At 64.1% G+C, this 26,140-nt stretch carries 24 protein-coding genes; 21 read left to right on the top strand and 3 right to left on the bottom strand.

The annotated features are described in order from the left end of the window. Nucleotides 1–12: 12 nt before the first annotated feature. The 15 genes from gspD to ABDB84_RS17365 all read left to right on the top strand — a co-directional run bounded on the left by gspD (nucleotide 13) and on the right by ABDB84_RS17365 (nucleotide 15,671). The gene (gspD, locus tag ABDB84_RS17435) at nucleotides 13–2,109 is read left to right on the top strand and encodes a type II secretion system secretin GspD (protein ID WP_345921047.1); all 2,097 of its coding nucleotides are present in this window, start codon (nucleotides 13–15) and stop codon (nucleotides 2,107–2,109) included. Next, complete coding sequence (gspE, locus tag ABDB84_RS17430; RefSeq protein WP_345921046.1) at nucleotides 2,109–3,569, top strand: type II secretion system ATPase GspE; 1,461 nt, start codon at nucleotides 2,109–2,111, stop codon at nucleotides 3,567–3,569. The genes gspD and gspE overlap by 1 nt, the downstream gene beginning before the upstream one ends. A gap of 22 nt (nucleotides 3,570–3,591) precedes the next feature. Further along, nucleotides 3,592–4,791 carry a type II secretion system inner membrane protein GspF gene (gene gspF / locus ABDB84_RS17425; RefSeq protein ID WP_345921045.1) on the top strand — a complete coding sequence of 400 codons (1,200 nt, stop codon included), beginning with the start codon at nucleotides 3,592–3,594 and terminating at the stop codon, nucleotides 4,789–4,791. A 29-nt stretch (nucleotides 4,792–4,820) separates the two neighbouring features. Further along, nucleotides 4,821–5,267, top strand: a complete 447-nt coding sequence (gene gspG / locus ABDB84_RS17420) for a type II secretion system major pseudopilin GspG (RefSeq protein ID WP_345921043.1) — start codon at nucleotides 4,821–4,823, stop codon at nucleotides 5,265–5,267. Then, nucleotides 5,242–5,781 (top strand): GspH/FimT family pseudopilin, encoded by a 540-nt coding sequence (locus tag ABDB84_RS17415; RefSeq protein ID WP_345921042.1) that lies wholly within the window; start codon nucleotides 5,242–5,244, stop codon nucleotides 5,779–5,781. The genes gspG and ABDB84_RS17415 overlap by 26 nt, the downstream gene beginning before the upstream one ends. After that, the gene (gene gspI / locus ABDB84_RS17410) at nucleotides 5,778–6,137 is read left to right on the top strand and encodes a type II secretion system minor pseudopilin GspI (protein ID WP_345921041.1); all 360 of its coding nucleotides are present in this window, start codon (nucleotides 5,778–5,780) and stop codon (nucleotides 6,135–6,137) included. Before ABDB84_RS17415 ends, gspI begins: the two co-directional genes overlap by 4 nt. Then, nucleotides 6,137–6,697, top strand: a complete 561-nt coding sequence (gene gspJ, locus ABDB84_RS17405) for a type II secretion system minor pseudopilin GspJ (protein WP_345921040.1) — start codon at nucleotides 6,137–6,139, stop codon at nucleotides 6,695–6,697. Before gspI ends, gspJ begins: the two co-directional genes overlap by 1 nt. After that, nucleotides 6,660–7,625, top strand: a complete 966-nt coding sequence (gene gspK, locus ABDB84_RS17400) for a type II secretion system minor pseudopilin GspK (RefSeq protein WP_345921038.1) — start codon at nucleotides 6,660–6,662, stop codon at nucleotides 7,623–7,625. Before gspJ ends, gspK begins: the two co-directional genes overlap by 38 nt. Nucleotides 7,626–7,629: 4 nt before the next feature. Then, the gene (gspL, locus tag ABDB84_RS17395; protein WP_345921037.1) at nucleotides 7,630–8,805 is read left to right on the top strand and encodes a type II secretion system protein GspL; all 1,176 of its coding nucleotides are present in this window, start codon (nucleotides 7,630–7,632) and stop codon (nucleotides 8,803–8,805) included. Then, nucleotides 8,802–9,299 (top strand): type II secretion system protein GspM, encoded by a 498-nt coding sequence (gene gspM / locus ABDB84_RS17390; protein WP_345921036.1) that lies wholly within the window; start codon nucleotides 8,802–8,804, stop codon nucleotides 9,297–9,299. Before gspL ends, gspM begins: the two co-directional genes overlap by 4 nt. A gap of 9 nt (nucleotides 9,300–9,308) precedes the next feature. Then, a complete protein-coding gene (gspN, locus tag ABDB84_RS17385) occupies nucleotides 9,309–10,064 on the top strand; it encodes a type II secretion system protein N (protein ID WP_345921035.1) in 756 nt (251 codons plus the stop codon). Between the two features lie 336 nt (nucleotides 10,065–10,400). Beyond that, complete coding sequence (locus ABDB84_RS17380) at nucleotides 10,401–11,987, top strand: Re/Si-specific NAD(P)(+) transhydrogenase subunit alpha (RefSeq protein WP_345921034.1); 1,587 nt, start codon at nucleotides 10,401–10,403, stop codon at nucleotides 11,985–11,987. Between the two features lie 13 nt (nucleotides 11,988–12,000). Continuing rightward, a complete protein-coding gene (pntB, locus tag ABDB84_RS17375) occupies nucleotides 12,001–13,419 on the top strand; it encodes a Re/Si-specific NAD(P)(+) transhydrogenase subunit beta (protein WP_345921033.1) in 1,419 nt (472 codons plus the stop codon). A gap of 142 nt (nucleotides 13,420–13,561) precedes the next feature. After that, complete coding sequence (gene corA / locus ABDB84_RS17370; protein WP_345921032.1) at nucleotides 13,562–14,674, top strand: magnesium/cobalt transporter CorA; 1,113 nt, start codon at nucleotides 13,562–13,564, stop codon at nucleotides 14,672–14,674. A 151-nt stretch (nucleotides 14,675–14,825) separates the two neighbouring features. Further along, nucleotides 14,826–15,671 (top strand): right-handed parallel beta-helix repeat-containing protein, encoded by an 846-nt coding sequence (locus ABDB84_RS17365; RefSeq protein WP_345921031.1) that lies wholly within the window; start codon nucleotides 14,826–14,828, stop codon nucleotides 15,669–15,671. Nucleotides 15,672–15,771: 100 nt separating this feature from the next. Here ABDB84_RS17365 and ABDB84_RS17360 read toward each other — a convergent pair whose 3' ends face one another. From ABDB84_RS17360 to ABDB84_RS17350, 3 genes are all read right to left on the bottom strand, one after another. Continuing rightward, nucleotides 15,772–17,475 (bottom strand): diphosphate--fructose-6-phosphate 1-phosphotransferase, encoded by a 1,704-nt coding sequence (locus tag ABDB84_RS17360; protein WP_345921030.1) that lies wholly within the window; start codon nucleotides 17,473–17,475, stop codon nucleotides 15,772–15,774. A 116-nt stretch (nucleotides 17,476–17,591) separates the two neighbouring features. Then, nucleotides 17,592–18,344 carry an aspartate/glutamate racemase family protein gene (locus ABDB84_RS17355; RefSeq protein WP_345921029.1) on the bottom strand — a complete coding sequence of 251 codons (753 nt, stop codon included), beginning with the start codon at nucleotides 18,342–18,344 and terminating at the stop codon, nucleotides 17,592–17,594. Between the two features lie 62 nt (nucleotides 18,345–18,406). Further along, nucleotides 18,407–19,135: a GntR family transcriptional regulator gene (locus ABDB84_RS17350; protein ID WP_345921028.1), complete on the bottom strand. Its 729-nt coding sequence runs from the start codon at nucleotides 19,133–19,135 to the stop codon at nucleotides 18,407–18,409. 324 nt (nucleotides 19,136–19,459) lie between these two features. On the opposite strand from ABDB84_RS17350, the gene ABDB84_RS17345 reads away from it, so the two are divergent. Genes ABDB84_RS17345 through hydA form a run of 6 tightly spaced genes read left to right on the top strand, consistent with a single transcriptional unit; the run spans nucleotide 19,460 to nucleotide 25,669 of the window. After that, nucleotides 19,460–20,461, top strand: coding sequence for an ABC transporter substrate-binding protein (locus tag ABDB84_RS17345; protein ID WP_345921027.1), 1,002 nt, complete (start codon nucleotides 19,460–19,462; stop codon nucleotides 20,459–20,461). A gap of 13 nt (nucleotides 20,462–20,474) precedes the next feature. Next, a complete protein-coding gene (locus tag ABDB84_RS17340) occupies nucleotides 20,475–21,296 on the top strand; it encodes an ABC transporter permease (protein WP_345921026.1) in 822 nt (273 codons plus the stop codon). A gap of 11 nt (nucleotides 21,297–21,307) precedes the next feature. Further along, nucleotides 21,308–22,096 carry an ABC transporter ATP-binding protein gene (locus ABDB84_RS17335; RefSeq protein WP_345921025.1) on the top strand — a complete coding sequence of 263 codons (789 nt, stop codon included), beginning with the start codon at nucleotides 21,308–21,310 and terminating at the stop codon, nucleotides 22,094–22,096. Between the two features lie 11 nt (nucleotides 22,097–22,107). Continuing rightward, entirely contained in the window at nucleotides 22,108–23,481 is a 1,374-nt protein-coding gene (locus ABDB84_RS17330) for an amidohydrolase family protein (RefSeq protein WP_345921024.1), read from the top strand. 21 nt (nucleotides 23,482–23,502) lie between these two features. Beyond that, entirely contained in the window at nucleotides 23,503–24,228 is a 726-nt protein-coding gene (locus tag ABDB84_RS17325) for a maleate cis-trans isomerase family protein (protein WP_345921023.1), read from the top strand. 1 nt (nucleotide 24,229) lies between these two features. After that, nucleotides 24,230–25,669: a dihydropyrimidinase gene (gene hydA, locus ABDB84_RS17320; protein WP_345921022.1), complete on the top strand. Its 1,440-nt coding sequence runs from the start codon at nucleotides 24,230–24,232 to the stop codon at nucleotides 25,667–25,669. Nucleotides 25,670–26,140: the final 471 nt, after the last annotated feature.

The following is a 26,140-nucleotide window of genomic DNA, read 5'->3' as shown; positions in this document are numbered from 1 at the left end:
GAGCACAACCAGATGGTCCGCAAACAGCTTGCCCTCACCTCCCTAGCCTGCCTGGGGCTGTTGATCAGCCTGCCCGCCACACATGCCCAGGCCCCGGCGCCTGCCGCGCCTGCCAGCACGAGCACGAGCACGAGCACGGGCAAGGAAGTGACGGAAAACGGCGAAAACGTCTCGCTCAATTTCAGCGCCGCCGAGATCGACACCGTGGTGCGCGCCATCGGCAAGATCTCGGGGCGTAACTTCATCCTCGACCCGCGCGTCAAAGGCACCATCAATATCATCACCAGCCGGCCGGTCAGCCGCAGCGCGGTGTACCCGATCCTGCTCTCGGCGCTGCGCCTGCAAGGCTATGCGGCCATCGAGAATGGTCAGGTCGTGAAGATCGTGCCGGAGGCCGATGCCAAGCTGCACGCGGTGCCTTCCGGCGCCGCCGGGATACCGGTCACAAATGGCGAACGCATTGTCACCGAAGTGTTCCAGATCAAGTACGAATCGGCCGCTCAGTTGCTGCAGGTGGTGCGTCCGCTGATCGCCGCCAACAACACCGTCAGTGTGTATGCCGGCAATAACTCGCTGATCGTCACCGACTACGCAGAGAACATCGCGCGCCTTCGCCGCATCATCGAATCGATTGACGTGCCCGGCGGCGACTCGCAGATGATTCCGCTGCAAAACGCCTCGGCCGTTGATCTGGCGCCGATGATCACCAAGCTGTTCAGCGAGAGCGGCAGTACCGAGCCGAGCCAGAAGGTCAGCATCATTGCCGATCCGCGCAGCAATTCCCTGCTCATCCGCTCCGATAGCCGCTCGCGCCTGCAAGCGGTGCGCAGCCTGATCACCCAGCTCGACCAGAGCGGCACGATGGGCAATCTGCGCGTGGTCTACCTCAAGAACGGCGACGCCACGCGCATCGCCCAGACCTTGCGGGCGATTGCCAACAGCGACACCAGTCAGGCGGCCGGCCAACAACGTACGACACAGAACAGCAGCACCGCCAGCACGACCAGCACGCAGACCGCGGCCAGCTTCGGCAGCGCGGTGGGCGGCGCCTACATCTATGCCGACACCTCCAGCAACTCCATCGTCATCAATGCGTCCGATGCGCTCTATAACAGCTTGCGCGCCACCATCGAGAAGCTTGACCGGCGCCCGGCCCAGGTCTATGTCGAAGCGCTGATCGCCGAAGTCAGCGCCGATCGCGCCAGCGAGTTCGGCATGCAGTTCAATAGCGCCATCGGCGGCAAGACCTCGGTTTTCGGCGGTACCAACTTCAGCTCAGGCGGCTCCAACCTGCTGTCGGTCGCTTCCGGCACCACCGCCAGCACCGGTCTGAACCTCGCCATCGGCGGCGGCTCGGTGGTGATTCCCGGCGTCGGGACGATTGCCAATATCTCGATGCTGGCGCACTACCTGCAGACCGACAACAAGACCAATATCCTGTCCACGCCGAACATCGTCACCGTCGATAACGAGGAAGCCAAGATCGTCGTCGGCCGCAACGTGCCCTTCGTCACCGGCTCCTACACCACCAGCACCAGCACGGGCGTCTCCAATCCCTTTCAGACCATCGAACGCAAGGACGTCGGCCTGACCCTGAAGATCAAGCCGCAAATCACCGAAGGCGGCACGGTACGCCTGATCATTTCGCAAGAGGTGTCGTCGGTGCTGAGCACCAGCGCCACGCTCGGCCCGACCACCAGCAAGCGCTCGCTGGATTCGACGGTGATTCTCGATGACGGCGCCTTCCTCGCTCTGGGCGGTCTGGTCGAAGACAGCTACTCCGGTTCGGTCGAAAAAGTGCCGGTGCTCGGCGACCTGCCGGTGATCGGCGCGCTGTTCCGCTACGACACACGCACACAGAGCAAGACCAATCTGGTGATCTTCCTGCGCCCGATCATCCTGCGCAGCGCCGAAGACGCCACCCGCGTCACCGAGAGCCGCTACGACTACATCCTCGGCAAGCAGAAGGACAGCACCGACAACAAGGTCGTGCCACCCAATCTCGACGAACCCCGCCTGCCCGATGTCGATCCCAAGCTGCCCTCACCGCAGCCCGCTCCGGCCGCGACGACATCGAACGGCGATGCGGCCGGCGCCGCCAGCAAGTAATGGACAGCCTGCCCTACACCTTTGCACGCGCGCATGGCGTGCTGCTGCTCGGTCGTGAAGAGGATGCTGCGAGCATCCTCGCACGCGAAGACGTGCAGCCGGAAACCCTGGTCGAAGTGCGGCGCATGCTGGGCGTGCCGCTGCGCCTGTCCACCGCGACGCGGACCGCTTTCGATGCGCGCCTGGCTGAAGCTTACGAACAGGCCAGCAGCGATGCGGCCACCGTGGTCGACGACCTGGGTCAGGATGTTGATGTCTCGCGCCTGATGGAAGACATCCCGGTGATCGAGGATCTGCTCGAAAGCCAGGAAGACGCACCCATCATCCGCATGATCAACGCGCTGCTGCAGCAAGCGATCCGCGAACGCGCCTCCGACATCCACATCGAGCCCTTCGAGCGCTACTGCCTGGTGCGCTACCGCCGCGACGGCACGCTGATCGAGATTGCCCGCCCGCACCGTGCGCTGCACGCCGCCCTGGTGTCGCGGATCAAGGTGATGGCCGAACTGGATATCGCCGAAAAGCGCCTGCCGCAGGATGGTCGCATCGGCTTGCGTATCGCCGGCCGCGCCATCGATGTGCGCGTGTCGACCCTGCCGACCGCGCATGGCGAACGCATCGTGCTGCGCCTGCTCGACAAGAGTTCGGCGCAGTTCGGCCTCGACTCCATCGGCATGGCCGAAGACACCCTCGCCAGCCTGCGTCACCAGCTCTCACAGCCGCACGGCATCGTGCTGGTCACCGGCCCGACCGGCTCGGGCAAATCGACCACCCTCTACGGCGCGCTGCGCGAAATCGCCAGCTCGACGCGCAACATCGTCACCGTCGAAGATCCGATCGAATACGACTTGCCCGGCGTCGGCCAGATCCAGGTCAATCCGCGCATCGAGCTGTCCTTCGCGCGGGCGCTGCGGGCGATCCTGCGGCAAGACCCGGACGTGATCATGATCGGCGAAATCCGCGACCTCGAAACCGCGCAAATCGCCGTGCAGGCCAGCCTGACCGGCCACCTCGTGCTGGCCACCCTGCACACCAATGACGCCAGCAGCGCGGTGACGCGGCTGATCGACATGGGCATCGAACCCTTCCTGCTCGCCTCCAGCTTGCGCGGCGTGCTCGCCCAGCGTCTGGTGCGCTGTCTGTGCAAGCACTGCCGCAGCGAACATAGCGCCACCGCGGCTGACCACAAGCTGCTCGGCGTTGCCGAGGGCAGCACGCTGTACTCGGCGCGCGGTTGCAAGGAATGCAGCTACACCGGTTACAGCGGTCGTACCGGTATCTATGAACTGCTCGAAATCACCCCTGAGCTGGCCGCCCTGGTGCACGACGAAGCGCAGGAGAGCAGCATCCGCGAGGCGGCCTGCGCTGGCGGCATGCGCTTGCTGCGTGATGACGGCCTGCGCCACCTGGCCGGCGGCCTGAGCTCGGCCGAAGAGCTGTTGCGCGTGACGCGCGACTGAGCGCCGGACAAGCGGGCATACCATGGCAGCCTTTTCCTACCAGGCACTCGATCCGCAAGGCGTCACCAGCAGTGGCACCCTGGAAGCGGACAATCTGCGCCACGCACGCACCATCCTGCGCGAGCGCGGCCTGTTCCCGACCAAGATCGATGCGCTGGGCGAATCGACCCAGGCCAACCGGCGCCTGTCGATCAGCACCGCCGAGCTGTGCCTGTTGACGCGCCAGCTCTCGGCCCTGCTCTCTTCCGGACTGACCGTCGAACAAGCGCTGCTGGCTGTCTCTGAACAAGCCGATCAGGCCAATGCGCGCGCCCTGCTCGCCGCCGTGCGCAGCGAAGTGGTCTCCGGCTACACCTTGCGCGCCGCGCTGGAGCGATTCGCCCACGCCTTCCCGCCGATCTACCGCGCCCTCGTCAATGCCGGCGAAAAGTCCGGCCAGCTGCCCGGCGTGATGGACATGCTGGCCACCTATCTTGAACAGCAGGACAGCCTGCGCCGCAAGATGCTGCAAGCCATGCTCTACCCGGCCATCGTCAGCGCGGTGGCGGTGCTGGTGATTCTCGGCCTGATGACCTATGTGGTGCCGCGCGTGGCCGAAGTCTTCGTGCAATCGCACCAGACCCTGCCACTGCTGACGCGGATCATGATCACCACCAGCGACTTCCTGCGCAACTGGGGTCCGTGGCTGTTCCTGCTCGGCATTGGTGCACTCATCGCCTGGCGCTACGCCTTGCGCGATGACGGCTTGCGCAGCCGCTGGCAGCGCTGGCTGCTGAGCCTGCCCCTGCTCGGGCGCCACCTGCGCACCCTCGACACGGCGCGCTTTGCCTCGACCCTGGCGATTCTCGTCAATGCCGGCGTGCCCCTGCTCGCCGCGCTGGATGCCGGGCGTCAGGTGATGAAATGCCTGCCACTCAAGGAGGCCGTATCGGCCGCCGCCGACCGCGTGCGCGAAGGCGCCTCGATTTCCGCCGCGATGCGCCAGACGCGCAGCTTCCCGCCGCTGCTGGTGCATATGCTGGCCAGTGGTGAAGCCACCGGCGAGCTGGGCAGCATGCTCAAGCGCTGCGCCGAGCTGCAGCAAAGCGAAGTGGAAAACCGCAGCCTGACCCTCACCACCCTGCTCGAACCGCTGCTCCTGCTGTGCATGGGCGGCAGTGTGCTGCTGATAGTATTGGCCGTCATGCAGCCGATCATCGCGCTCAATTCGCTCGTCAAATGAGCGGGCGCACTTTTCAACACGGAGACTTCATGCAGATCAGCGACACACGGATCCGGGCCTCAGGACAAGCCGGCTTCACCCTCATTGAGATCATGATCGTGGTCGTCATCATGGGCATCCTCGCTGCCCTGATCGTGCCCAAGATCATGGACAAGCCGGATGAGGCGCGGATCACCGCGGCACGTTCGGACATCGGCAACCTGGTCACCGCGCTGCGCCTCTACAAGCTCGACAACCGCAGCTACCCGACCAATGACCAGGGCCTCGACGCCCTCGTCAAGGCCCCCAGCCTGGCGCCGATTCCGCCTGCCTGGAAGAAGGGCGGCTACCTCGACAAACTGCCCAAGGACCCCTGGGGCAGCCCTTACCAGTACCTCAATCCTGGCGTACATGGCGACATCGATGTGTGGAGCCTGGGCGCGGACGGCCAACCGGGTGGCGAAGGCGGTAATGCCGATATCGGCTCCTGGATGTAAGCGGCGTTCGGCCGGCTTCACGCTCATCGAGATGATGATCGTGGTGCTCATCATGAGCATCACGGTCGGTCTGGTCAGCATCAATCTGGGCGTGCTCGACCGGCGCAACACGGCGGACGAAGTCGAACGCCTGCAGCGCGTCATGCAGTTCGCCAGCGAGCGTGCGGCCGTGCGCGGCACACCGATCCAGATCGAATTCCTGCCGGCCAGCTACCGCTTCAGCGTGCTCGACACCAACGGACGCTGGCAGCTGCTGTTCAGCCCGCGTGAGCTGGTCGAGCACAACTGGGATGCCGGTCTTAGTGTCAGCACGCTGATCATCGATGGCAAGGCCGCCAGCGAGGGCGATCTGCGCCTGCAGTTCGGCGCCGAAGCGACGCCCTTCCAGCTCGATCTGAACACCCCCGATGGCCGACAACGCATCGTCGGCAACTCGGCCGGCGAAATCCTGCTCAACGCGCCTGCGGATGCCCGCAAGGGACAACAGAGCAGCCAGCGCATGAGCGCATCATGAAACAGCAACGCGCCTTCACCCTGCTCGAAGTGCTGATCGCCCTGGCCATGCTGGCCGTGGCGCTGAGCGCGGCCTCGCGTGGCATCGGCATGGCCGCCAGTCAGGCCACCCAGCTGGGCGAGCGCCACATCGCGCAGTGGATCGCGCAGAACCGCCTGGCCGAGAACCGCATGATGGAACGCTTTCCCGACGCCGGCTCGGCCGAGGGTGAGGTCGAGCAAGGCGGCTATACCTTCCGCTGGCACGAAGACATCAAGGCCGTCGAAAACCCGCTGCTGCGCCGCATCGACGTGATCGTCTATGGCCGCGACGGCACCCAGCTGGCCAAGCTGATCGGCTTTGCCTCCAAGGCCTGATGATGCGCAAAACGGCCGGCTTCACCCTGCTCGAACTGCTCGTTGCCCTGCTGATCATGGCCGTGCTGGGCATCATGTCCTGGCGCGCACTCGATGCCGCGCTCAACAGCCGCGACCGCATCCTCAGCGTGGAACATCGCTGGGAGCGCCTGGCGCGCGGCTTCGCGCTGATCGAGAACAACCTGATGCAGGTGGCGCAGCGCAAGGATCCCTCGCCCAAGGCGCAGGCGGACTTCAAGCTCGAAAAGCTCGAAGACGGCAATCAGCGCATCTATTTCTGGCGCAGCGACGCGCAGCAAGGCGCGCGCCTGTCCGGTTTCCGGGTCGAGCAGAACCAGCTGATGCTGCTGCGCTGGCCGCACAACGTGCCATCTCCCGATCCGGACGCCGAGCTGATCCTCGACGGCGTCAGCAATCTGCGCTGGGCCGTGCTCGACAGCTCGCACAACTGGCAGGAAACCTGGCCGCCCACTCAAACCAGCGCGCTGCCGCTGGGTATCCGTCTTGACCTGGACATCGAAAATGTCGGCCATATCCAACGCCTCTTCGCGCTGCACTAAACCGCCGCGCCAGCGCGGCGCGGCGCTGCTGATGGCGATCCTCACGGTGGCGCTGATCGCGCTGATCTCCAGCGCCATTGTCGCCGAGCACGGTGCGGCCATCGAGCAGCTCGGCGGCCGCAGCGACCAGGCGCAGGCGCGCTGGCTGGCACGCGCAGCAGGCGACTGGATCCGCAATGTGCTGGAGTTCGACCAGAAGCGCACCGGCAATGTCGACCATCTGCGTGAAGAGTGGAGCATTCCGGTCAGCAATCTGCCCATTGATGAAGAAGGGCGCGTCAGCGGCGAGATCATCGACCAGTCCGGCCGCTTCAATATCAATACCCTGGTCGTGCAAGGCGTGCGTGACCCGGCCCAGCAAGCCATTTTCGAACGCCTGCTCGAAGCGCTGGATGTCTCGCCCAAGCAGGCCGAGTCGCTTGTCGATGCAGTCACCGACTGGATCGACACCGACTCCGAACCCCTCGCCCGTGGCGCCGAGGCGGCCTGGTACGCCGGCCAGCAGCAGAAGATCATGCCGCCCAATGCGCCCATCATCTCGATCAAGGAATTGCTCGCCGTCAGCGGCATGACGCCGCAGCTGCTCGAACGCCTGCGCCCGCACATCGCCGCCCTGCCGGCCGAGGCCACGCGGATCAATGTCAACACGGCCAGCGCCGAGGTGCTGAGCGCCTTCGTGAGCAATCTGTCGCTGGCCACCGCGCGCCAGATCGTGCTGACGCGTGCCAACAAGTATTTCCGCAACGTCGCCGACTTCACCGGGCAACTGCCGGCGAGCAGCAGCTACAATGCCGCTCAGTTCGACGTCCAGAGCCTGTATTTCATGGCCACCGGACGCGCGCGCTGGGGCGACGCGACGACCCATATGCAGATCCTGCTGCGGCGCAATCTGCCGCGTCCCGACATCATTTACGAAACCATCCTCTGAAGCCATGAGTACCCTGCGCGTCCTGATCCACGATGCCTGGCCCGATCAGCCGGAAGCCCACTGGGTCGTCATCGACAAAGGCGCCGTCAGCGCCAGCGGCCATTCGGCGCCTGCGGCCTGGCCGCGTTGCGAGCGCGTCGAAGCCGTGCTCAGCGGCACCCAGGTCGGCTGGGTGCAGGTCAAGCTGCCGCAGGCGCGACCGCGCGAGCAACTGCGCGCCCTGCCCTTCGCGATCGAGGAACAATTACTGCGCGAGCCCGACAGCCAGCATTTCACGCCTCTGCTTCGCGAGGAAGAAAACTGGTCGGTGCTGGTCGTCGCGCGCGAGCGCATGAAGCGCCTCAGCGCGCAGTTCCAGGCCATCGACCGCCCGCTCGATGCGGCCTGGTCGGCGCTCGCCGGTCTGCCGGTCAGCGCCGATGCCTGGACCCTGGCAGCTGACGCCGGCCACTGGCTGCTGCGCGCCTCCAGCGCCCATGCCATTGTCGATGACGCACCCGGCCAGCCCGGTGAGCTGCCGCCGATCATCGCCACCAGCATCCTGCAAGCCCAGGCCCGCGGCAGCCTGCCGGCGCGCATCCTGGCCTATGGCCTCGATGCGGCCAGCGTGCAAGCGCTGCAAGGCGCCCAGCTGGCGGTCGAATCCAGCCCCCACTGGGCCTGGCATGAAGTCGCCGAAGACGCGGTCAATCTGCTGCACGGCGAGTTCCAGTCCGGCCACGCACGCAGCAAGCTGCTGCGCGGCCTGCGCCCGGCGCTGTGGCTGATCGCGGTGGTACTGCTGCTGAACCTGCTGCTCGGTGTCGGCAGCACCCTGCTGCGCCAGCACGAGTTGCAAGGCCTGCGCGCACGCATGAACGAACTGGCGCGCACCCAGCTGCCGGGCCGCGCCCTGCTCGACGCGCCGCTGCAACTGCATCGCGAATTGCAGAGCCAGCGCCAGCGCCATGGTCTGCAAGCCGATGACGACATGCTCGCCCTGCTCAATGAACTGGCCCTGGCCCTGGGCAGCGATGCCACCAATTCGCTGCAAGCCCTGCATTACGACGCCGGCGCGCTGGTCGTCACCTTTGCCAAGCCGCTGGACATCGCGGCGCTGCAGAGCCGTCTTGAAACGCGCGGCATCACCGCCAGCGCCAGTGGCGGCACCAGCCTCTCGCTACAAAGGAGCGCGCGATGAAAAGCCCTCAAACCCTGCACCCGCTGCAACAACTGCGCAGCCTGCTGGCCCGTCTGAGCGCGCGCGAGCGGCGCATCCTGCTGATCGGCAGTATCTTGCTGGCGCTGACCCTGCTGTGGCTGCTGCATGACTGGCAGTCGCGTACCCGTCAGCAGCTCGATGTCGCCCTGCCGCGCACCGAGGCGCAGCTCGCACGCATGCAGACTGAAGCGGCCGAGCTGGCGCGCTTGCGCAATCTGCCGGCGCCGCCGATCAGCGATCTGCCGCAATTGCTGGGCAGCGTGCAAAGCAGCGCGACCGCGCGCGGCTTTGCGCTGCTGGTGCGCAGCGACGGCAACCAGCTGATCGCTCAGGGCAAGGGCATTGCCTTCGACAGCTTCATCCCTTGGCTGGCCGACACCCAGCGCAACAATGGCCTGCGCGTGGTCTATCTGGATGTCAGCCAGGGCAGCGGCGGGGTCACGGTCGAAGTGCGGCTGATGCCGGCGGCCTGAGCGCGCAGGATGCTCAAACAAGGCTTGCTGTTTCTCGCCCTGCTCGTGGCCGCGATCATCGTGCGTGCACCGGCCACCGTGTGGGACGAGAGCCTGCGCCGCCTCAGCCACGATCAGCTGGCGCTGATCGATGCACAGGGCAGCCTGTGGCATGGCGAGGCGCGCCTGGCCGTGCGCGACCCGGAAGACGGCGCGCGCATTCCGCTCACCCCGATCCGCTGGCGCTGGCTGCCGCTGGACCTGCTGCGCGCCCGCGTCAGCTGGTCGATGTCGGTCGCCGGCCTGCCGGCTTTCGCGCTGTCGGCCTCGCCGACGGGGGTGGCCGCCAATAGCGTGGCGATCCAGCTGCCGGTGCGTGCGGTGCTCGACCAGATTCCCAACACCCTCGCGCGCGCCGGCTGGCGTGGCGACTTCAGCCTCAATATCGAACGCTGGCAGTGCAACTGGCGCCGCCTCTGCAATGGACATGCCGAGCTGTTCTGGCGCGGTGCGGCGTCCGACCTGTTCCCCGGCCGCCAGTTCGGCAATTACCACCTCGCCGTCGAAGGCCAGGGCGCCGACATCCAGCTGCGTCTGGACACCCTCAATGGCGAAGTGCTGCTCAATGGCAGTGGCCGCATCTCGCCACAAGAAGTCCAGCTGCAAGGGACGGTGGAAGGCGATCCAGCCTTCGTCGGCCGTCTGCCTGCGGTTGCCGGACGCTGGGTACAGCGCAGCGCCACGCCGGGCAAGATGCTCCTCAATTTCAATTCGCGGGCACGCTGAGCGCCGTGCTTCGCCCTGGATCAAATCGGCGCGAGGAATAGCTGGCACGCTGTGTGCTCATCTGCTCCCCCGTGTCGGGCATGCACGTATCGCCGGACGCGTCTGCTGGCAGCTGAACGCTGCGAATTCGCCGTCAATCAAGGTAGTTTTGCCTTGTGTACGGGTGCCGACGCTAGCTTTGTAGTATGGTCGTGGATAGTTGTAAGACACGCAGAGCGGCAGCAAGCGGCCGCCAGGCTGTCGTGTTTGTGGTTTTTGGCTCAAGGGTCTGGCAAGGATCGTCTGCGCAGCAAGGCGGATGATGCTTAGCAGACCCTTAATAATGGAGAACTAGGCATGTCACTGATTGTTGGAGTGCCACGAGAAGTCTTTGTCGGTGAGAAACGTGTGGCGACCGTCCCCGAGGTCGTCGAAAAGCTGATCAAGCTCGGTTTCGGCGTCCTCGTCGAAAGCGGTGCCGGCGCCCTCGCCGACCTCGACGACGACGCTTACCGCGCGGCCGGTGCGCAGATCGCGGATAGCGCTGCCCAGTTGTGGGCGGGCGCCGACATCATCTTCAAGGTGCGCGCACCGAACGATGAAGAAGTCGCCCAGCTGCGTGAAGGTAGCACCCTGGTGTCCTTCATCTGGCCGGCACAAAACCCCGAACTGCTGCAGAAGCTGGCCGCCAAGAAAGTCACCGTGCTGGCCATCGACGCGCTGCCGCGCCAGCTCAGCCGCGCGCAGAAGATGGACGCGCTGACCTCGCAAGCCGGCGTCGCCGGCTATCGCGCCGTGATCGAAGCCGCCAATGGTTTTGGCCGCTTCTTCAATGGTCAGATCACTGCGGCCGGCAAGGTGCCGCCGGCCAAAGTCTTCATCGCCGGTGCCGGCGTTGCTGGTCTGGCCGCCATCGGTACCGCAGCCGGTCTGGGCGCCGTGGTGCGCGCCAATGACACGCGTGCCGAAGTGGCCGACCAGGTCAAATCGTTGGGCGGTGAATTCGTCAAGGTCGATTACGAAGAAGAAGGCTCGGGCGGCGGCGGCTACGCCAAGGTGATGTCCGAAGGCTTCCAGCAAGCGCAGCGCGAGATGTACGCCAAGCAGGCGCGCGAAGTCGACATCATCATCACCACCGCGCTGATTCCGGGCAAGCCGGCGCCCAAGCTGATCACCGCCGAGATGGTCAAGTCGATGAAGCCGGGCAGCGTGATCGTCGACATGGCCGCCGAACAAGGCGGCAACTGCGAGCTCACCGTGCCGGGCGAAGCCGTGGTGCGCCATGGCGTCACCATCATCGGCTACACCGATCTGGTCAGCCGCCTGTCGCGCCAGTCCTCGACGCTCTACGCGACCAATCTGTTCCGTCTCAGCGAAGAGCTGTGCAAGACCAAGGATGGCCAGATCAACGTCAATTTTGAAGATGACGCGATCCGTGGCCTCACCGTGATCAAGGACGGCGAGATCACCTGGCCGGCGCCCGCCCCCAAGCTGCCGCCGGCGCCCGCCGCCAAGCCGGCTGCGGCCGTTGTCGCGCCGAAGAAAGCCGCCGCCCACGGCGCGCCGAGCGAGCCGATTGCGGCGCAGAAGATTGCCATCCTGTTCCTCGTCGCCGCAGCGCTGTTCGGCTTGATCGGTGCCTACGCGCCGGTCGCCTTCCTCGGCCACTTCACGGTCTTCGTGCTGGCCTGCTTTGTCGGCTACATGGTGGTGTGGAACGTCAAACCGGCGCTGCACACGCCGCTGATGAGCGTGACCAATGCGGTCAGCAGCATCATCGCCATCGGCGCCCTGGTGCAGATCGCACCGCCGCTCGCCGGCGGCATTGCGCGCCCGGATGAAGTGATCCGCTGGCTGGCCATCGGTGCCATCGTGCTCGCCACCATCAATATGTTCGGCGGCTTTGCTGTCACCCAGCGCATGCTGGCCATGTTCCGCAAATAAGGAGAATTGAAGAATGTCTGCAAGTTTGGCTACGGTCTCCTACCTCGGAGCAAGCATCCTGTTCATCCTCTGCCTGGGTGGGCTGTCCAATCAGGAAACCGCACGTCGCGGTAACTTCTACGGCGTCCTCGGCATGACCATCGCCGTGCTGGCCACCGTGTTCGGCCCGCGCGTCAGTGCTGCCGGCCTGCCCTGGATCATCGGTGCGATGGTCGTCGGTGGCGGTATCGGCTTGTATGCCGCCCGCGTCGTCAAGATGACCCAAATGCCCGAGCTGGTCGCGCTGATGCACAGCATGGTCGGTCTGGCCGCCTGTCTGGTCGGTTTCGCCAGCTATATCGACACCTCGATCGCCATGAGCGGCGCGGAAAAGCTGATTCATGAAGTCGAGATCTACGTCGGCATCCTCATCGGCGCCGTCACTTTCTCCGGTTCGGTGATCGCCTTCTGCAAGCTCTCCGGCAAGATCGGCGGCAAGCCGCTGCTGCTGCCGGGCCGCCACTTCATCAACCTGATCGGCCTGCTGGTGGTGATCTATTTCGGCGCCCAGTTCCTGCACGCCGAAACCGTCGCTGAAGGCATGCTGCCGCTGATCGTGATGACCGTGATCTCGCTGCTGTTCGGCGTGCACATGGTGATGGCCATCGGCGGTGCCGACATGCCGGTGGTGGTGTCGATGCTCAACAGCTACTCGGGCTGGGCGGCTGCAGCCACCGGCTTCATGCTCTCCAACGACCTGCTGATCGTCATCGGCGCCTTGGTCGGTTCCTCGGGTGCGATCCTCTCGTACATCATGTGCGCGGCGATGAACCGCAACTTCTTGAGCGTGATCGCCGGCGGCTTCGGTTCCGACGGTGGCACACCGGCGCCCAAGCCTGCGGCCGGCAGTGTCGAACCCGCGGGTGAAGTGAATCCGATCCTGGCGGCGGAAACCGCCGAGCTGCTGCGCGAAGCGAAGAACGTGATCATCGTTCCGGGCTACGGCATGGCGGTTGCCCAAGCCCAGCACATCGTCTACGAGATCACCAGCTTGCTGCGCGAAAAAGGCGTCAATGTGCGCTTCGGCATCCACCCGGTGGCCGGTCGCATGCCTGGCCACATGAACGTGCTGCTGGCCGAAGCCAAGGTGCCGTACGACATCGTGTTCGAGATGGACGAGCTCAACGAGGACTTCCCCGACACCGATGTGGCGATGGTCATCGGTGCCAACGACATCGTCAATCCGGCCGCCCAGGAAGACCCGGCGAGCCCGATTGCCGGCATGCCGGTGCTCGAAGTCTGGAAGGCCAAGACCTCGATCGTCATGAAGCGCAGCATGGCCTCTGGCTACGCCGGCGTCGACAATCCGCTGTTCTACAAGGACAACAACCGTATGTTGTTCGGCGACGCCAAGAAGATGCTCGACGAGGTGCTGATTGCGCTGAAGGCCTGAGCGCCTCCGCTTCACGCCCCCAGCAAGCGGCATGCGTCACGGCGCATGCCGCTTTTTCGTTGACCGGGGCACGCCGCACTTGCCAGCGCGGCGCCAAAACCCTACAAAGCCTTTGTCCTCACCCTCCACAAAGGCCAAGCACGTGCCCACCGCCACGCCAGACCCCGCCAGCACAGTACGCGACACCAGCAGCGCGCGCGCCCACAAGATCGACACCCCGCCGGGCAGCCTGCTGCATATTGGCGAGGTCAAGGTGCGCCGCGCCGCCATCACCCTGTTCGACTACGATGCCAACAACCTGATCGAGCTGAGCTTCTCCTCGCTGGAAGAATCGCGCCGCTACGAGAAGCAGCATGGCCTGTACTGGCTCAATGTGCATGGCCTGCACGAAGCCAGCGTGATGCAGGAGATCGGCCAGCGCTTCAATCTGCACCCGCTGGTGCTCGAAGACATCCTCAACACCCATCACCGTCCCAAGCTCGAAGACTACGGCGACTACATCTTCCTGGTGCTCAAGTCCTTCGCCTATGACCGCAGCCAGCGCGACTGCCAGGGCGAACAGATCAGCCTGGTGCTCGGCCCGGACTTCGTGCTGAGCTTCCAGGAGCGGCCGACCGGGCTCTTCGACAGCATCCGCGAGCGGCTGCGCAAACACGGCAGCCTGCTGCGCCGGCACGGCGCGGACAGCCTGCTGCACGCGCTGGTCGACAGCATCGTGGATCGCTATTTTCTCGTTGCCGAAGAGCTGGCCGAGGACGTGGAACAGCTTGAAGACCGCCTGATCGCCGACCCGCCACGGCGCGCGGTCGAAGAGATCAACCACCTCAAGCGCGAGATGTACGAGCTGCGCCACAGCATCTGGCCGATCCGCGAGGTGCTCAGCGGCGTGCTGCGCAACAGCGCCGGCCTGATCCAGGCAGAGAGCCTGCCCTACTTCCGCGATGTCTATGAGCACTGTGTGCAGATCATCGACCAGCTCGACGCGCTGCGCGACCAGATCGGCGACCTGCTCGACATCCACCTCTCCAGCGTCAGCAACCGGCTCAATGCCGAGGTACGCGTGCTGACCATCGTCACCACGCTGTTTGCGCCGGCGACGGTGATCACCGGCTTCTTCGGCATGAATTTCCACCAGATGCCTCTGCTTGAGCACGCCAATGGCTGGTTCATTGCGGTGCTGGGCATTCTGATCGGTGCAGCGGTGCTGCTCGCCGCCCTGCTCTGGCAGCATCGGCGCATGCGAAAGCAAAGCTGAAACACATATCTGGCAGCGTTCTGCACTGCAGACAAATGTCACACCCGCTTTGATATTTATTAACCTGGCGGCATCTTTAATTTACAATAACTATTGAATATCCTTTTTTAATTAATAATTTAACGTAATTTTACAAACAGGGAGAACGTCGATGAACACCCTTTTCAGCAAGCTGCTTGGCACAGCGCTGCTCTGTGTGCTGCCTCTAGCCACCCATGCCAAAGTTTTCTTTGTGTCACCCAGTGGCAGTGACACGGCCGCCGGCACCCTTGCCGCGCCCTGGAAGAGCCTCGCCCGCGCTCAGCAAGACGTCGCCGCCGGCGACACCGTCTATCTGCGTGGCGGTACCTACAGCTTCACCAACACCCTGCGCAGCTGTACCAGCACCAGCGACACGGTCGCCGTGATTTCCCTGAGTAAGAGCGGCACGGCCGACCAGCCGATCCGCTACTGGGCATACGAAAACGAGAAACCGGTGTTTGACTTCAGCCAGGTCTCGGCGAACTGCAAGGTCGTCGGTATCGACATCAGCGCCAGCTGGGTCTATCTGAAGGGCATCGAGATCAAGGGCGCACACAAGACCAGCTCGGTCAGCAGCGAAGATTGCGGCGTGAGCATCAGCGGTCAGTCGAACGTGTTGCAAAACCTGGACATCCACAACGTCAAGGGCTCGGCCGTTCGCATCAAGAACGGCAAGAAGAACCTGATCGAAGATTGCTCGCAGCATCACAACTACAAGGACATCAGCACCGAAACGCCTTGCAGCAGCAGCGCCAGCAGTGGCGGCAAGCACTCGGTCAAGGACGGCTCGGGCAATGTGTTCCGCAACTGCAGCTCGTGGTCCAACTCCGTGCAGGACTGCAAGAGCAGCTCAAGCAGTTCCAGCCGCTCCAGCTCCAGCCTTTCGAGCAAGGGAAAGGAACACTGCGCTTCGAGCTCTTCGAGCTCGGTGGCAAGCTCCAGTTCCAGCTCCAGCTCCAGCATCGAGCTGTACTGAACGGCCTGAAGTCATCAACTAAAAAAGGCGGATGGGGACACGTGCCCCATCCGCCTTTTTGCATTCAGGGCGCCCTGCGGGAGCGCCGCGCAAACAAGGTTTACTTGCCGAAGCTGAACAGCAGCCCGTCCGCCTTGCGATTGAGCGCGACCGACAGCGGTACCTGACGCGCCACCGGCCCCCAGAACTGACGCGGCCCCGGCGAGGCGAACAGATCGGACTGCGCCCAGGCTTCGCGGCGGCTGACGAAGTACTGCATCGCCGGCGCGTCGATATCGACCAGCGCCTTCTCGATCACCACCGCTTCCGAACCATGGCGGCGTTCGACGGTCAGCAGCGCGGCCAGCGGAATCGCCAGCGGCTCGCCGCCTTCGAAGATCTTGCTGATGCTGGCCATGTAGCCGGTCTTGCCGGCAAGGATCAGCGCGCCAGCGGTGAGGCCGAGGTTGAGCGTGTACGCCGCATCGAACAGGGTCGGCGCGCCGCAGCGGCCTTCGTAACCGAAGAAGTGGCTCTGCGTCGCGAAGGGAATCTTCGGGTCGATTTCCTTCAAGCGGCGCTTGGTCATGTCGACCAGCAGCTGCTCGGTGGGGATCAGCGAGAGCTGCAGATTGCCGTGCGAATCGCGCTCGGCCAACAGCATGTCCTGGATATACACCGGCAGGCTGGCGAACAGGCTGGCTGCGGCCGCAGCCAGCTTGCCGGCGACGAAGCCGCGCTTGCCCTCGGCATCCAGCGCGGCAAAGGCCTCACCGTGATGCGCCAGCACTTCGTTGAGCTCGTCGATCAGCGCCTTCACCTCGGGCACGAACTCGATCAGGCCTTCGGGCACCAGCAGCACGCCGTGGTGGATGCCCTTGGCGGCGCGGCCGGCCACGGTCTGCGCAATCTGCTCGATGATCTGCGCCAGCGACAGCTTGCGGGCGGCGATCTCTTCGGAGATCAGGGTGATCGCCGGCTTGGCCTGCAGCGCCACTTCCAGGGTCACATGCGAAGCGGCACGGCCCATCAGCTTGATGAAGTGCCAGTATTTGAGCGAGGAACGCGAGTCCTGCAGGATATTGCCGACCAGCTCGGCATACACGCGGGTGGCGGTGTCGAAGCCGAAGGAGATCGGCAGCAGATCGCGGATCTGCAGATCGCCGTCAATGGTCTTCGGCACGCCAATCACCTGCACGCCACGGCCGTCGGCATGCACGCCAGCGAACAGCTCTTCGGCCAGCACGGCGGCATTGGTGTTCGAATCGTCGCCACCGATGATCACGATGGCGTCCAGCGCTTGCGCCACGCAGACCGCGCGCACCTGGGCGAATTGTTCGGCAGTCTTGATCTTGGTGCGATCCGTGCCGAGGTAATCAAAGCCGCCGCTGTTGCGGATCAGCGCGATGTCGGCATCCGTCACCGGCTCCAGACGACCATTGAGCAAGCCCTTGGGGCCGCCGCGCACGCCCAGCAGCAGATTGTCGTCGCCGAGCATCTGCTTGAGGCCGACCACCACATTGTGACCACCCGGCGCCGGGCCGCCCGAGAACAGCACCGCCACGCGCTTGCCGCTCGGGCGCTTGGCCAGCGGCGCCGTACCACGCAGCACCGCGCCGGCGTTGAGGGCCGAAGTCTGCGGGAAGATCTCGCCAATCCGCCCGGCATCCGCCGTGCTCAGCACCTCGCCGGTCGGCTCGAAACTGACCGCCTGCGAACCCGTACCGAAGGCGGACACCACGGGCAAGGGCAACTGGCGCAGTTCATCTTCAAGCAGCGCATGATGCTGCTCGGTGGCGGTAAGGCGGCTGGTGAGTTGTGACATGAGAAAGTCTCTAACACGAAGAAGGAAACCGTGATTATCCCGCGAAGCGCGACCTTCGGGGGAGACGCCAACATCGCATGTTCATTTGTGAAAAAACACAGGGCTGCGCCCGCCGCTCAAGCGCCCTGGCTGTGCTGCAACAGCGCGGCGATACCGGCTGGCAGATTGGCATTGGGCTTGACTGGCGGCAGGGCGAAACTGCCCTGGCTGGCTTTGCGCACGCCCAGCGCGACCAGGCTTTCAGCATGACGAACCGCGCTGGAAACACCATCGACGACCGGCACCGGCAGTTGGCTGGCAACGCTGCGTGCCAGGCCGGCCAGCGGCGCACCGGCGAGGATGATGACATCGGCACCGTCTTCGCGCACCGCCGCTTCGCACAGCTCGACAAGGCGTGCCGCATGGTCCGCCTGCACGCTGCCGGCGTCGCGCAGCGGGCGGTCGAGGTGGCGGATGCTCGCCAGCCTCTCCAGCAAGCCATTGGCGGCAACTGTTTCGCGATACCAGGCCGTGATCCGCGCCGAGATGGCCACAATCGAAAAGCGCTGGCCGAGCAAGCAAGCACTCATCAGCGCCGCTTCGGTCATGCCGACCACCGGTACCGGCAGCACTTCCTTGAGCGCCGCCAAGCCGGGGTCACCGAAAGCCGCAACGATCAGCGCGTCGTAGCTGCCCAGGCGTTCGCCAGCAATACAGGCGGCTGCGTGGCCGCCGAGCAGCGCTTCAAAACGCGTCTCGATGTAGGCCACACCGGCGTCGGCGGTAGCCATGCTGATCTGCGTCGTGGCGGCGGCCGTGCGCCGCGCTTCGGCTTCGATGAGCTCGGTCACGCTGTGCGAGATGTTGGGATTGATGATCAGCAGACGCATCGCAGACTCCAGTTCGAAATGATTTGAGCAAGGGCGTGCCAGCCAACTGCACGCGCCCTCACTCAGGCAAAGATGTCTTCAAGATCGATCTCGGGGCCATCGTCACCCGACAAATCCAGGGTTTGCTGAATGTGATCGAAATGCTCGGTCACGGACTTCACGGCGGCTATTTCATCACGTGCCTCAATGGCATCGATCAACTCGCTGTGTTCGTGATTGGGACAGGCCGGCATATTGGGCGAGTCGTAGAGCAGGATGATCAGGCAAGTCAGTGAAGCGAGTTCGCGCAGCACCTTGGTGAGTTGCGGATTGCCGACCATCTCGGCCATCAGCAGATGAAACTCGCCCGAGAGACGAATGACGGCGCGGCGGTCGTCCTCGGCACGCGCCTGACGCTCAAGCGCGACATGCTCGCGCAAGCGCTTGATGTCTTCCGCACTGGCATGCGCGACCAGCTTGCGCACCAGCGCCGGTTCGAGGATGCGGCGCGCATCGAAGATCTGGCGCGCTTCCTCGATCGACGGACTGGCAATGAAAGAGCCGCGATTGGGGATGGCATTGACCAGACCTTCATGCGCCATGCGCAGCAGCACTTCACGCACCCGCGTGCGGGTGACGCGGAACACGCTGGACAGCTTCTCCTCGACGAGTTTGGTACCCGGTGGCAGACGATGTTCCATGATCGCCTGGACGATGCGCTCATACACCGCATCAGCGCTAGCGCCCACTTCGGTGTCGGTAGAGGGCAACGGCGAACGGCGGGCGGGACGGATCAGCGTTTTTTCGGTCATGACAGGGCTTTCAGCAAGCAATGGCGAGGGCTGGTAGCGATTCTAAGCGTTTGCCATCTGCATTGTCACGATCATTAACACAATTGTGACAACGCACCCACAATTTAGCCTTCCATTGGTGCAGAGCGCACTGAATGCGTGCACGGCAGCAGCGCGATTGTCATCCAATAGTTAGAAAAACAAGGCGCTAAGAAACGTGGCATGTGCGTTGCTTAGCATTGTCACAATCTGTCTGATGTTTTGTGGCAACTTTGTAGCAAACGCCGCAGCAGATTGTTACCGACTTTCTTTTTCCTGCTTTCTGCTGTTTTTGCCGGAGTCGCCATGTTCAAAAAATTCATTCCCCTCGTACTTGCTGCTGCACTGGCCATACCAGGTGCCGCCCTCGCACAAGCCAAGCCGACGATCAAACTCGGCTTTGCCAAATGTGCTCACTGCCTGCCGATGTCCCTGACCCCCGGGCTGACCAGCGAAGCCAACATCGAGGCCAATGCCTTCAATTCCGGTAACGATGTGCTGACCGCCCTGGTGTCCAAGAGCATCGATGTCGCCCAGATCACCTATCTGCACTACATCACGGCGCTGGACCGCGGCTTTGATGTGGTCGCCATCTCCGGCCAGGTCAATGGCGGCTCTGAAATCCTCACCGCCAAGGGCATCGATCTGAAGCCCAATGACTGGGATGGTCTGAAGAAGCTCATCGCTGAGTACAAGGCCAAGGACAAGCCTTTCCGCGTTGCCGCCTCGCGTGGCAATGCGCAGGACATCCACATGCGTGGCGAGCTGATGCTGCACGGCATCGACCCGAACAAGGACATCCAGTTCATCAACATCCCCAATCCCTCGGATCACTCCGCAGCGCTGCAGCGCGGTGAAGTCGAGATGCTCTGTTCGGTGGAACCGTTTGCCTCGCAAATTCGCCTCTCGGGCGTCGGCAAGAACTTTGCGCTGCCCTACAACCAGGCCGCCGGCAACCTCACCAACCTGATCGTCACCCGTTCCGACGTGATCAAGAACGATCCCAAGGGCGTGCAGGCGACGGTCGGTGCCGTGGTCAAACTGGTCGACATGCTCAAGACCGATCGCAAGTCCTGGGTAGAAGTCATCAACAAGTACACCGCGATGGATGCCACGGTCGCCAACGAAGCGCTCAAGAACGCCTTCCCCGACTATGCAATGCATCGCAAACAAGCCCAGGCCATCGCCGTGATGATGAAAGACCTGAAGTACATCAGCAAGGATGTCGCGGCCGATGTCGACACGCACATGGACTACAGCTTCCTGTCCGCCGTGACGGGCAAGCCCAAGACCGCGCTGGGCTATTGAGCCACTGGAGATCATGAGCATGAATTGGCTTGTTTCAATACGCGATCAGCGTGACCGCTTCATCGTCCCGGTGGTGCTGATCCTCGCCTGGGAATGCCTGTCGCGTTCCGGCTGGCTGCCCGCTTCCTTGCTGCCCGCGCCTTCCACGGTGTGTGTCAGCTGGGCAGACTGGATTTTCAGCACCGATCAATCGACGCAAGCCAATTCAGGCCGCTGGATCTTCGATGCCTTGTCGAGCAGCCTGCGCGTCTTCGCCGGCTACGCGATCGCCGCATTCAGCGGCATCGCGCTGGGCGTGGCTATCGGCTGGTGGCGCTGGGTGGAACGCACCATCGAGCCGACCTTGCAGATGCTGCGCCCGGTGCCGCCGGTGTCGTGGATTCCGCTGGCCATCATCTGGTTCGGCATCGCCAACAAACCGGCCATCTTCCTGGTCTTCCTCGGCGCCTTCTTTCCGGTGCTGATGAACGCCATCCACGGCGTCAAGACCGTGGACCGCAACCTGATCCGCGCCGCCTCGATGATGGGCGCCAGCGAGTCACAGATCCTGCGCTTCGTCGTACTGCCGGCCGCCTTGCCAAGCATCTTCGCCGGCTTGCGCATCGCCATCGGTTCGGCCTGGATGCTCACCGTGACCGCCGAGATGGTCGCGGTGAAGAGCGGTCTGGGCTATGTGCTGTGGGACTCCTACTACTTCATGCGCTTTGACCTGGTCATCGCCGCCATGACCAGCATCGGCCTGCTCGGCTTCCTCACCGACTGGGCCATCAAGCTGGTCATGAGCCGCGTTCTGCACTGGCAGCACGGACAAACCGTGCAAGGCCGCAAACACTGAAGGAGAGCCTGATGGCCGCCATTGAACTGAAAGACATCGTCAAGATTTACGCTGACCGCAAACGCGGTACAGAGCTACTCACCATCGACCACGTCGATCTCTCCGTCGACAGCAATGAATTCCTCTGCCTGCTCGGCCCCAGCGGCTGCGGCAAGTCGACGCTGCTGAACATGATCGCCGGCTTCGAGACCGCCAGCTCGGGCACGGTGAGTGTTGCCGGCAAGTCCATTACCGGCCCCGGTGCCGACCGTGGCATGGTGTTCCAGCAAGCCACGCTGATGCCCTGGCTCAATGTCTGGGAGAACATCGCCTTCTCGCTCAAGCTCGCCGGCAAGAGCGCCAGTGAGCAGCGCGAAGCCGCCCAGCCCTTCATCGACATGGTCAAGCTCGGCGGCTTCGAGAACCACTACCCGTCCGAGCTCTCCGGCGGCATGGCGCAGCGCGTCGGCATCGCCCGCGCCCTGCTGCTCAACCCCGCCGTGATCCTCATGGATGAACCCTTCGCCGCCCTCGATGCGCAAACCAAGATCGAGATGCAGGAAGAGCTGGTCAGCATCTGGCAACGCCACCAGGGCACCGTGGTGTTCGTCACCCACAGCGTGGACGAAGCGCTGGTGCTGGGCAGCCAGGTTGCCGTGATGACGCACCGCCCTGGGCGCATCCGCGAACTCATCAAGCTCGACCTGCCGCGCCCGCGTGACTCGACCTCGCCGGAGTTCAACGAATACAAGCGCCACATCCTGGCGCTGATCCGCGAGGAATCGGCCCTCGCCCGCGCAGACGTGGCTGCAAACGCCTGAGGATGCCCGTGATGCAGCAGCAACATTTCGACCTGCTCCTCAAGGGCGCGATGCTGATCGGTGTCGGCCCCCACCACGACAGCATGGCGCGTGGCGTGATCGGCATCCGCGACAAACGCATCGCCTGGGTCGGCGAAGAGGCGCCGGCCGGCGCCACGGCAACGCGCGAGATGAGTCTTGGCGGGCGCATCGTGAGCCCCGGCTTCATTAACATGCACTACCACGCCGGCCTCAACTTCGTGCGTGGCATAGCGCCGGATCTGGGTTTTGCGCCGTCCTACACGCCCGGCCTGCCGCAAGCCTCGCAGCTGAGGCCGGACGAAGCCGCAGCCTTGTCACAGCTCGGCGCGCTGGAAGCCCTCAAAGCCGGCTGCACAACCCTGGTCGACAGCTTCGTCGAGGCCGATGCGATTGCTGCTGGCATGGCGGAATTGGGCGGGCGATTATTCCTCAGCCCGCGTCTGAACGACGTCGATTTCGCCTACGTGCTGGCCGGCAAACGACGTTTCGATGCCGAACGTGCCGCACGCATGCTGGACAGCGCCGAAGCCTTCATCACACGCTGGCAGGGCAGCGCAGACGGGCGCGTGCACACGCACCTCACGGCCCACGCGCCCGACACCTGCTCGCCTGATTTTCTCGGCGCGATAGCCGCGCTGGCACGTCGTCATGACTTGAAGATCAGCACCCATCTGGCGCAAAGCCAGGACGAAGTCGATTGGGTTCAGGCGCGCTACGCGTGCACGCCAGTCGGCCTGCTCGATTCACTCGGCCTGCTTGGCGTCGATCTGCTGGCTGGCCACTGCATCCACGTCGATGAAAATGACCTTGCGCTGATCGCAGCCTCCGCCACCCAAGTGGTGCACATTCCGCTGGGCAATGCCGTATCGGGCCGCTTCGCGCCGACCAACGCCATGCGCGCCAAAGCTGTGGCGCTGTCGCTCGCCACCGACACCATGCATGGCGACATGATCGAAGCGATGCGCTGGGCGCTGGCGATTGGCCGCATCCAGCAAGGCTGCGTCAGCGATGACTGGCAGCCTGCCGACGTACTCAAAATGGCGACCCGCAACGGCGCCCGCGCGCTGGGCATGGCCGATCAGCTGGGCAGCATCAGCGTCGGCCAGCTCGCCGACCTGGCCATCATCGACACCCGCCAGGCCCACCTCACGCCCTGCATCGACGCCCTCGGCACCCTGGTGCACAACGGCACCGGCCGCGATGTCGAGCATGTCATTGTCGCCGGCGAGCTGGTCGTCGAAAACCACCGCAGTCTGCGGGTTGACGAAGCCGCCGTGCTGGCGCGCGCCAAAGCCGCCACGCACGCCGTCTGGTCGCGTTGCGAGCCAGCGCTGCGCCCCCTTCCCGAAGCTGCATTTTCCTGACGCCGAACCCAGAGAGTCCGCATGAAACGCATCCGCCTTGGCGTCCTGACGCCCTCTTCCAACACCGCGCTGGAACCGCTTACCTGCGCCATGCTGCACGGTCAGCCCGGTCTCAGCGCGCACTTCTCACGCTTCTCGGTGACGCGCATTGCGCTCGACGAGGGCGCGCTCGGCCAGTTTGACGACAGCAAGATCATCGCCGCCGCCACGCTGCTGGCCGATGCGCGCGTCGACGTTATCGGCTGGAGCGGCACTGCCGCCGGCTGGCTGGGTTTTGACCGTGATCGCATGCTCTGCGAACGCATCACGGCCGCGACCGGCATCCCCGCCACCAGCGCTATCCTCGCCCTCAACGAATTGCTGGCGCTGCGCGGCTTCACGCGCATGGCCATCGTCTCGCCTTATCTTGAAGACGTGCAGCGTCGCATCCAGGCCAATTACGCCGCCGCCGGCATCGAAGTGGTTGGCGAATCGCATCTGTCGATCAGCGAGAACTTCGCCTTTGCCGAAGTCACCGCCGCCACGCTCGCGCAGCAAGTGGCCAGCGTGGCACACGCCAAACCGCAGGTCATCGTGCCTTACTGCACCAATCTCGCTTCCGCGCATCTGGCCGCGCAATGGGAACAGCAGTACGGCTGCGCGGTGTATGACACGACCAGCACCGTGGTCTGGAAAATGCTGCGCCTGTGCGGCTTCGACACCTCCGCCATTGTCGGCTGGGGCAGCCTGATGCGGGAGGGCTGCTGACATGGCTGAGTTTGAGCTCGTCATCCGCAACGCGCGTGCCGTCACGGCGGCCGACATTTTCATGACCGACATCGGCGTGCGCGATGGCCGCATCGTTGCGCTCGGTCTGGGCCTGGCGGGCGGCACACGCGAGATCGACGCTGCCGGCCGCCACGTCACCCCCGGCGGCATCGACTCACACTGCCACTTCGACCAGCCGACCGGCGATGGCAGCGTGATGGCCGACAACTTCGTCTCTGGCACGCGTTCGGCCGCCTGTGGCGGCACGACAACCGTGATTCCCTTCGCCTGCCAGCAAAAGGGCCAATCGCTGCGCGCAGCGGTCGAGGACTATCACCGCCGTGCGGCGGGCAAGGCGCTGATCGACTACGCCTTCCACCTGATCGTCACCGACCCGACGCCGGATGTGCTCGAACGCGAGCTGCCCGCGCTGATCGCGGAAGGTCTGACATCGTTCAAGATCTACATGACTTACGATGCACTCAAGCTCGACGACCGCCAGATGCTCGAAACCCTGGCCGTCGCCCGCCGTGAAGGCGCAATGGTGATGGTGCACGCCGAGAATGCCGACTGCATCTCCTGGCTGACCAGCAAGCTGATCGCCGGCGGCCATACCGCGCCACGTTTCCATGCCGCGTCGCGGCCGATGCTGGTCGAGCGCGAAGCCACCCACCGCGCCATCGCCTTTGCCGAGCTGGTCGATGTGCCGGTGCTGATCGTGCATGTCTCCGGCCGCGAAGCGATCGAGCAGATCCGCTGGGCGCAAGGCAACGGGCTGCGCATACATGCCGAAACCTGCCCGCAATACCTCTTCCTCAGCGCTGAAGATCTGGGCTGCGATGACAGCTTTCACGGCGCCAAATGCATCTGCAGCCCGCCGCCGCGCGACAAGGCCAATCAGGCCGTGGTCTGGGAAGGACTGGAAAACGGCGTCTTCCAGGTCTTCTCGTCCGACCATGCGCCGTTCCGTTTCGACGGCCCGGATGGCAAGCGCGCGCACGGCGAAAACGCCTCCTTCGATCAAATCGCCAATGGCATCCCCGGTGTGGAAACGCGCATGGCCCTGCTGTGGTCGGAAGGCGTGATGCGCGGCCGCATCGAGCCGCAGCGCTTCGTCGAACTGACCTCCACCAACGCGGCGAAACTCTACGGCCTCTACCCGCGCAAAGGCAGCATCGCCATCGGCGCCGACGCCGATCTGGTGATCTGGAACGAAGGCCAGCCCTTCACGCTCAGCAACACCATGCTGCATCACAATGTCGATTACACGCCCTACGAAGGCATGCAACTGCACGCCTGGCCGGCACTCACCTTATCGCGCGGCGAAGTGGTGTGGGATGGCACCGCGCCGCTGGACGCCGCCGGCCGTGGCCAATTCCTCGCCTGTGATCGCCCCGGCCCGGCACAGAAACGCCGCCGCGTGGATGAGCTGGCGCTCTGAGCGCAACGCATTGAGGCGGGTTCCTGGACGGCAAGCGCAAAACCCTGCTGACGCGAAGCATCGACGGCCTGCGCGCGCTCTTCCAGGACCGCATCCTGCCCTTCGATGTCGATGCCGCCACGCACTAGGCCGAACTGGCCTTGGCCGCCAGAACCAGCGGGTGTGGATTTCCCGCTCCTGATGGCTTCATCGCCACCTCACGCAACACGGTGCCTTTCGACGCAGCGATGAGGTGGTGCTCAATCCGTGGCTGAAATAAGCTTGTCTGATCGATATATGATGTAAGCGTACTGTTAGCTATGATCAGTTAAGCTTAATCGGCCAGAAGCAGGCATTCGGTCTTGCCGCAAAGTCGTCATCTGAATGACTGCTGTGCGCTGAAACCTGTCGGATAGCCAATTCATATAGCTCGGCCATAGCCGTCAGAGTGCCGCCTTGCGTCGTCCGAGCGGTTTGCGCCGCGCAACAGAC

This window comes from Uliginosibacterium sediminicola, from assembly GCF_039631295.1.
GTDB classification, from domain to species: domain Bacteria; phylum Pseudomonadota; class Gammaproteobacteria; order Burkholderiales; family Rhodocyclaceae; genus Viridibacterium; species Viridibacterium sediminicola.
The sequence above is the reverse complement of the archived record's forward strand: the minus strand, read 5'-3'. Positions and strand labels throughout refer to the sequence as shown.

Coding starts and splice junctions, on each gene's coding strand:
- gspD (WP_345921047.1), top strand. CDS start 13: ATGGTCCGCAAACAGCTTGCCCTCACCTCCCTAGCCTGCCTGGGGCTG.
- gspE (WP_345921046.1), top strand. CDS start 2,109: ATGGACAGCCTGCCCTACACCTTTGCACGCGCGCATGGCGTGCTGCTG.
- gspF (WP_345921045.1), top strand. CDS start 3,592: ATGGCAGCCTTTTCCTACCAGGCACTCGATCCGCAAGGCGTCACCAGC.
- gspG (WP_345921043.1), top strand. CDS start 4,821: ATGCAGATCAGCGACACACGGATCCGGGCCTCAGGACAAGCCGGCTTC.
- ABDB84_RS17415 (WP_345921042.1), top strand. CDS start 5,242: ATGCCGATATCGGCTCCTGGATGTAAGCGGCGTTCGGCCGGCTTCACG.
- gspI (WP_345921041.1), top strand. CDS start 5,778: ATGAAACAGCAACGCGCCTTCACCCTGCTCGAAGTGCTGATCGCCCTG.
- gspJ (WP_345921040.1), top strand. CDS start 6,137: ATGATGCGCAAAACGGCCGGCTTCACCCTGCTCGAACTGCTCGTTGCC.
- gspK (WP_345921038.1), top strand. CDS start 6,660: ATGTCGGCCATATCCAACGCCTCTTCGCGCTGCACTAAACCGCCGCGC.
- gspL (WP_345921037.1), top strand. CDS start 7,630: ATGAGTACCCTGCGCGTCCTGATCCACGATGCCTGGCCCGATCAGCCG.
- gspM (WP_345921036.1), top strand. CDS start 8,802: ATGAAAAGCCCTCAAACCCTGCACCCGCTGCAACAACTGCGCAGCCTG.
- gspN (WP_345921035.1), top strand. CDS start 9,309: ATGCTCAAACAAGGCTTGCTGTTTCTCGCCCTGCTCGTGGCCGCGATC.
- ABDB84_RS17380 (WP_345921034.1), top strand. CDS start 10,401: ATGTCACTGATTGTTGGAGTGCCACGAGAAGTCTTTGTCGGTGAGAAA.
- pntB (WP_345921033.1), top strand. CDS start 12,001: ATGTCTGCAAGTTTGGCTACGGTCTCCTACCTCGGAGCAAGCATCCTG.
- ABDB84_RS17365 (WP_345921031.1), top strand. CDS start 14,826: ATGAACACCCTTTTCAGCAAGCTGCTTGGCACAGCGCTGCTCTGTGTG.
- ABDB84_RS17360 (WP_345921030.1), bottom strand. CDS start 17,475: ATGTCACAACTCACCAGCCGCCTTACCGCCACCGAGCAGCATCATGCG.
- ABDB84_RS17355 (WP_345921029.1), bottom strand. CDS start 18,344: ATGCGTCTGCTGATCATCAATCCCAACATCTCGCACAGCGTGACCGAG.
- ABDB84_RS17350 (WP_345921028.1), bottom strand. CDS start 19,135: ATGACCGAAAAAACGCTGATCCGTCCCGCCCGCCGTTCGCCGTTGCCC.
- ABDB84_RS17345 (WP_345921027.1), top strand. CDS start 19,460: ATGTTCAAAAAATTCATTCCCCTCGTACTTGCTGCTGCACTGGCCATA.
- ABDB84_RS17340 (WP_345921026.1), top strand. CDS start 20,475: ATGAGCATGAATTGGCTTGTTTCAATACGCGATCAGCGTGACCGCTTC.
- ABDB84_RS17335 (WP_345921025.1), top strand. CDS start 21,308: ATGGCCGCCATTGAACTGAAAGACATCGTCAAGATTTACGCTGACCGC.
- ABDB84_RS17330 (WP_345921024.1), top strand. CDS start 22,108: ATGCAGCAGCAACATTTCGACCTGCTCCTCAAGGGCGCGATGCTGATC.
- ABDB84_RS17325 (WP_345921023.1), top strand. CDS start 23,503: ATGAAACGCATCCGCCTTGGCGTCCTGACGCCCTCTTCCAACACCGCG.
- hydA (WP_345921022.1), top strand. CDS start 24,230: ATGGCTGAGTTTGAGCTCGTCATCCGCAACGCGCGTGCCGTCACGGCG.